This window comes from Microcoleus sp. OTE_8_concoct_300 (assembly GCF_031383065.1).
Taxonomy (GTDB): domain Bacteria; phylum Cyanobacteriota; class Cyanobacteriia; order Cyanobacteriales; family Microcoleaceae; genus Microcoleus.
Genome location: NZ_JANMZH010000615.1, coordinates 1 through 5,592 on the forward strand (window position 1 = coordinate 1; position 5,592 = coordinate 5,592).

The window sequence follows — 5,592 nt, forward strand, 5'->3', positions numbered from 1 at the left end:
GAGTGGGAGGGAAGAATCTATATCGAAATCGATAGATTTTTCCCCAGTTCAAAAACTTGTAGTAACTGCTTACATCAACTAGATAACCTGAGTTTAGATATTCGTAGCTGGCAATGTCCCAAATGTCAAACGGTACATGACAGAGACATTAACGCCGCGATGAATATCCGCGATGAAGGTTTACGACTTTTGGCGGGAGGGCATCTCGCTAACGCTTCCAGACGACGTGTAAGACCATCTAAAGGCACTGCTTTTAGAGGCAACGTTGGATGAAGGAAGAATCTCGGCCGTTTTACGGCAGGGAGTTGTCAAAACTGTCCAAAAGACTTATCTGGAACAAGGCTCTTACGGTCAACTTAGTGCCGATGTCCTAGCAAGAGTTCAGAGGGCTATACAAGTGTCGATCGGCATTTATGAACTTTGAAGGTTTCGGAAATTATAAATTTTGTTACAATTGGTAAAAATACTGTAAAGGATAGGTAAAATGCGGGTTGCGATCGCAGGTGCGGGACTGGCTGGAATGACGACAGCAGTCGATTTAGTGGATGCTGGCCACGAAGTAGAAATTTTTGAATCCCGCCCCTTTGTCGGCGGCAAAGTCGGCAGTTGGGTAGATCCCGACGGCAATCACGTTGAAATGGGTTTGCACGTCTTCTTCGGCTGCTATTATAACTTATTTGCCCTGATGAAAAAAGTGGGAGCTTTTGACGATTTGCTCCTCAAAGAACACGTCCACACTTTTATTAATCGAGGCGGCGAAACCGGTTCTTTAGATTTTCGCTTTCCCGTGGGTGCTCCTTTGCACGGTTTGAAGGCGTTTTTCACGACATCTCAGCTATCCGTACAAGACAAAATTCAAAATGCGATCGCCCTGGGAACTAGCCCCATCGTCCGGGGTTTGATAGACTTTGACGGGGCGATGAAAACTATCCGCGATTTGGATAAAGTTAGCTTTGCTGACTGGTTCCGCCGTCAAGGTGGCAACCAAAACTCGCTCAAAAGAATGTGGAATCCGATCGCTTACGCACTGGGTTTTATCGACACAGAAAATATTTCAGCCCGGTGTATGTTGACAATATTTCAATTCTTTGCATCCAAAACCGAAGCTTCTGTGATGCGGATGCTAGCTGGTTCTCCCAACGAATATTTGCACAAACCAATTGTGGAATATTTGGAAAAGAAAGGAGCAAAAATTTACACGCGGCGCCGAGTCCGAGAAATTCAGTTTGAAGAAGGCGAAGAAACCCGCGTGACAGGCTTGGTAGTAGCTAACGGCGAAACAGAAGAAAAGATTACCGCAGACGCTTACGTTTTCGCCTGCGACGTGCCAGGTATTCAGAAAATATTGCCCCCAGCTTGGCGCAAATGGTCGGAGTTTGACAACATTTATAAGTTAGATGCGGTGCCAGTTGCTACAGTACAATTGCGGTTCGACGGCTGGGTAACGGAACTGGAAGACGAAGCCAAGCGCAAACAGTTAAGCCACGCTGTAGGAATCGATAATTTGCTATATTCAGCAGATGCAGATTTTTCTTGTTTTGCAGATTTGGCACTGACAAGTCCCAAGGATTATTATCAAGAAGGACAAGGTTCGCTGCTGCAGTTGGTGCTGACACCGGGAGATCCGTTTATTAAACAAAGCAATGAGGCGATCGCCCAACACGTACTTAAGCAAGTTCAGGATTTATTCCCGTCAGCGCGGGAATTAAACATGACTTGGTACAGTGTAGTTAAGCTCGCTCAATCTTTGTATCGCGAAGCACCGGGAATGGATGTTTTCCGCCCTGCTCAAAAAACTCCGATTGCCAATTTCTTTCTAGCAGGAAGTTATACTCAGCAAGACTACATTGATAGTATGGAAGGAGCGACACTTTCAGGCCATCAAGCGGCTAAGGCAATTCTCGAAGCTTACACTCATTAGTCATTAGTCCTGTCTCGTTTTCTCTCGTTCTTAGGCTCTGCCTGGGAATGCCTATCAGGAGGCTTCGCCTCCAGTATTTAGACAGAAAACGCGAGGCAGAGCCTCTGGATCTGCGTTACCAGGCAGAGCCTGGGAACCAGAAATCTAAAATCTAAAATCTAAAATCTAAAATCGCATGACTGATTGGTTAGAACACAGCGTCCAAATAGAAGTAGCAATTCCCATTGAATTAGCGTGGCAACTCTGGTCAGACTTAGAGCAAATGCCGCGCTGGATGAAGTGGATCGAATCAGTTCGCATTCTCGAAGACGACCCGGAATTGTCGCGCTGGAAACTCGCAACTGGCGGGTTAGAATTTAGCTGGCTTTCTCGGATTCTCAAAGTAGTGCCGAATCAGATAATTCAGTGGGAATCGGTAGACGGTTTGCCAAATCGGGGTGCAATCAGATTTTACGATCGCAAAAACAGCAGCATTGTCAAACTGACGGTAGCTTATGGAGTTCCCGGCTGGCTGGCAAAATTGATGGACAATTCATTTCTAGCGCGAGTAGTTGAATCGACTCTTATGGCTGACTTGGAAAGGTTTAAAGAGTATGCTCTGGAAGTGAAAGCGACATCTTAAATTATGAGGACTAAAGTCATGACTACTAACCAGTTTGTAGTAAGGACTTCAGTCCTTTAATTTCTAATTTAAGACTTAGGCACCCGAACAAAGAAACCGGGTTTTTGAACCGAGATTGAAAGTTTGAAGCAAATATTTTGGTTAAAAACCAGGTTTCTGGGCGCCCGTGCGTCCAGGACTATAATTGTAACGCGAGAGTCGATCGGCCTTTTACCTCAGTATCATAGACATATGCTGCTGATTCCTTCTCGCTTCAGTTATGAGTTACTGCCTCAACCCCGCCTGTCAAAACCCGCAAAATGCCGATAGTACCCAATTCTGCCTGAATTGCGGCTCCAAACTGTTGCTGAGAGAGCGTTACCGCGCCATCAAACCCCTCGGGCGCGGCGGTTTCGGCCGTACTTTTTTAGCAATAGACCAAGACAAACCCTCAAAACCTCGCTGTGCAATTAAACAGTTTTTCCCCCTATCCCAAGGTACCAGCAGCAGCGAGAAAGCAGCAGAATTATTCAACCGAGAAGCGGTGCGGCTGGACGAGTTGGGGAAACACCCGCAAATTCCCGAACTGCTGGCGCACTTTCAGCAGGAACGCTATCAGTATTTGGTACAGGAATTTATAGAAGGTCAGAATTTACAGGAAGAGTTGGCGCGGACTGGGCCTTTCAGCGAAAGTCAGATTCTCAGTCTGCTGAAGGATTTATTGCCAGTATTGCAGTTCGTGCACGATCGCAGTGTAATTCACCGAGATATTAAACCGCCCAATATTATCCGGCGTCGCATTTCTCAAACTCCCATCATTTATACTTACCCAACATTAACCGGGGAATTAGTTTTAGTTGATTTTGGCGCTGCAAAACTTGTGGAGGGTTTGAGAGAAACTGGTACAGTCATCGGTTCTCCCGAATTCGTCGCGCCGGAACAAATTAGAGGTCAAGCGGTTTATGCCAGTGATTTGTATAGTTTGGGAGTAACTTGCATTTATTTGCTAACTCAAATATCTCCTTTTGATTTGTTCGATATCAATCAAGATGCTTGGGTTTGGCGAGACTTTTTGAAGGTTCCAATTGATCCGAAATTAAGTCGCATCCTCGACAAAATGATCGAACCAAGTCTCAGTCGCCGCTACAAATCTGTAGCTGAGGTATTAAAAGATTTGCAGCCGCCGACTGCGGCGGGGGCGGGCACGGGGGCACCGCCCGTACCAGCGCCTAAAATTCCCGTGCCGCAGAGGACGCCTGTGGTGCAGAATGCAGTGCCGCCAACGGTTGCAGGCACAATTTTACCTGTGCCACAGATGCAGCGGGTTGTACCCGCACGCGCGCCTACTTGGAGGTGTGTTCATACTCTGGTAGGGCATTCTAATGCTGTCACCTCGGTAGCTTTCAGTCCTGATGGCGCGACTTTAGCTAGCGGCAGTGAGGACAAGACGATTGAGATGTGGAAGTTGGATGCGGGTAAGCGGTGGTACACTCTTACGGGTCATTCTGACTGGGTGACTTGTGTGGCGTTTAGTCCTGATGGTGCGACTTTGGCTAGTGGCGGCCGGGACAAAATGATTCATATTTGGGATTTGAATAAGGGTAAGTGGTGGTACGCTTTGGCTGGTCATGCTGACAGGGTTTCTGCTGTGGCGTTTAGTCGGGATGGTCAGGTTTTGGCTAGCGGCAGTCGGGACAAAACGGTGCAGTTGTGGAATTTGAATAAGGGAAGGCGGATGTCGGCTTTGACTGGTCACGCTGGCGGGGTGGAGGCGGTGGCTTTTATTGCTGGCGGGGAGTTTTTGGCGAGTGGCAGTCGCGACAAGACTGTGCAGTTGTGGGATTGGCAAAATAATCGATCGATTTGTACTCTGGCGGAGCACGGGGATTGGGTGCGGGCGATCGTTTTTGCTTCGACCCCCCCCAGCCCCCCCTTGGTAAAGGGGGGAGTAGGAGAGGGATTGACTTCCTCTGTGTCCCCTGCCGGTCACACCCCCCCCAGCCCCCCCTTGGTAAGGGGGGGAGTAGGAGAAGGATTGACTTCCTCTGTGTCCCCTGCCGGTCACACCCCCCCCAGCCCCCCCTTGGTAAGGGGGGGAGTAGGAGAAGGATTGATTTTGGCGACGGGGAGTCGGGATGGTACCGCGAAGCTGTGGCGGGTGGATGCACAGGGGCGAGGGACGCTTTTGCGGAGTATGAGGGACAATTCTGGAGATGTTTTGTGTGTGGCGTTCAGTCCCGATGGTCGGGTTTTGGCGACGGGGAGTCGGGATGGCACGATTTATTTGTGGGATGCGGGTACGGGGGGTTTGCTGGAAATTCTGACGGGCCACGGGGGGGAGGTTTTGTCGGTGGCGTTTAGTGCTGATGGGGGGAGTTTGGCTAGCGGTGCGGGCGATCGAACTGTGAAGATTTGGCGGGGGATTGGGGATTAGGGGCGATCGAATATTTATCCTTGACACGGACGCAGAAACCAGGTTTTTTGACGAAAATACTTGCTTGTAGCCCTTGACCCGGTGAAAAACCCGGTTTCTTTACTCGGAGTCGATAAGTCCTAGAATATTTATGCTTGACATTCGATCGAATGTTCTGCTAAATTAGGAATTCGTGAGGACGCATAGCTCAGTTGGTTAGAGCACTACGTTGACATCGTAGGGGTCACTGGTTCGAGTCCAGTTGTGTCCATACTCAAAACCCGCTTTCTAGGCGGGTTTTGAGTTTTCTATAACCTAATGGGCTGCTATAGTATTCTCAATCAGGGGTGACAATAAGTGACAATCCCAGACATTAAATGCGATAAATCTGCGATATGCCCAAAGGTTCTGTAAATGTAGAAGTTTTCAAGGATCGGCTACGGTTAGCGTGGTCGTGGGAAGGTAAACGCTTTTGGCTCTACATTGGTTTGCCTGATACGATCGTCAATCGTAAAGGGGAGCATCCCACTTTGCAGTCAGTATAAATACTCAGACAATTGTCTGGCTAAGCTGATGGCATAATAGAAAGCAGATAAATTACCATAATCCAAGTTCGCATGACCCCAGAAGAACAGCAGAAGATCAAAATAAATCTCC

5 protein-coding genes and 1 tRNA gene are annotated in these 5,592 nt (G+C 48.3%); all 6 read left to right on the forward strand.

Features of this window, described 5'->3' with window-relative positions:
* A partial coding sequence (locus tag ACUVJL_RS28245; protein WP_445248880.1) for a zinc ribbon domain-containing protein occupies positions 1-273 on the forward strand: 273 nt, incomplete at its 5' end.
* A 211-nt stretch (positions 274-484) separates the two neighbouring features.
* Positions 485-1,921, forward strand: coding sequence for a 9,9'-di-cis-zeta-carotene desaturase (gene zds, locus ACUVJL_RS28250; RefSeq protein WP_445248881.1), 1,437 nt, complete (start codon positions 485-487; stop codon positions 1,919-1,921).
* Positions 1,922-2,096: 175 nt separating this feature from the next.
* Complete coding sequence (locus tag ACUVJL_RS28255; protein ID WP_445248882.1) at positions 2,097-2,543, forward strand: SRPBCC family protein; 447 nt, start codon at positions 2,097-2,099, stop codon at positions 2,541-2,543.
* 259 nt (positions 2,544-2,802) lie between these two features.
* Positions 2,803-4,956, forward strand: a complete 2,154-nt coding sequence (locus ACUVJL_RS28260) for a protein kinase domain-containing protein (protein ID WP_445248883.1) — start codon at positions 2,803-2,805, stop codon at positions 4,954-4,956.
* Between the two features lie 176 nt (positions 4,957-5,132).
* A tRNA-Val gene (locus ACUVJL_RS28265) sits at positions 5,133-5,206 on the forward strand.
* Positions 5,207-5,330: 124 nt separating this feature from the next.
* Positions 5,331-5,480, forward strand: coding sequence for a hypothetical protein (locus ACUVJL_RS28270; protein ID WP_445248884.1), 150 nt, complete (start codon positions 5,331-5,333; stop codon positions 5,478-5,480).
* The last annotated feature ends 112 nt before the right edge of the window (positions 5,481-5,592 follow it).

Excerpts from the sequence above, each read along its gene's own strand:
- ACUVJL_RS28270 (WP_445248884.1), top strand. The coding sequence starts at position 5,331 with ATGCCCAAAGGTTCTGTAAATGTAGAAGTTTTCAAGGATCGGCTACGG.
- zds (WP_445248881.1), top strand. The coding sequence starts at position 485 with ATGCGGGTTGCGATCGCAGGTGCGGGACTGGCTGGAATGACGACAGCA.
- ACUVJL_RS28260 (WP_445248883.1), top strand. The coding sequence starts at position 2,803 with ATGAGTTACTGCCTCAACCCCGCCTGTCAAAACCCGCAAAATGCCGAT.
- ACUVJL_RS28255 (WP_445248882.1), top strand. The coding sequence starts at position 2,097 with ATGACTGATTGGTTAGAACACAGCGTCCAAATAGAAGTAGCAATTCCC.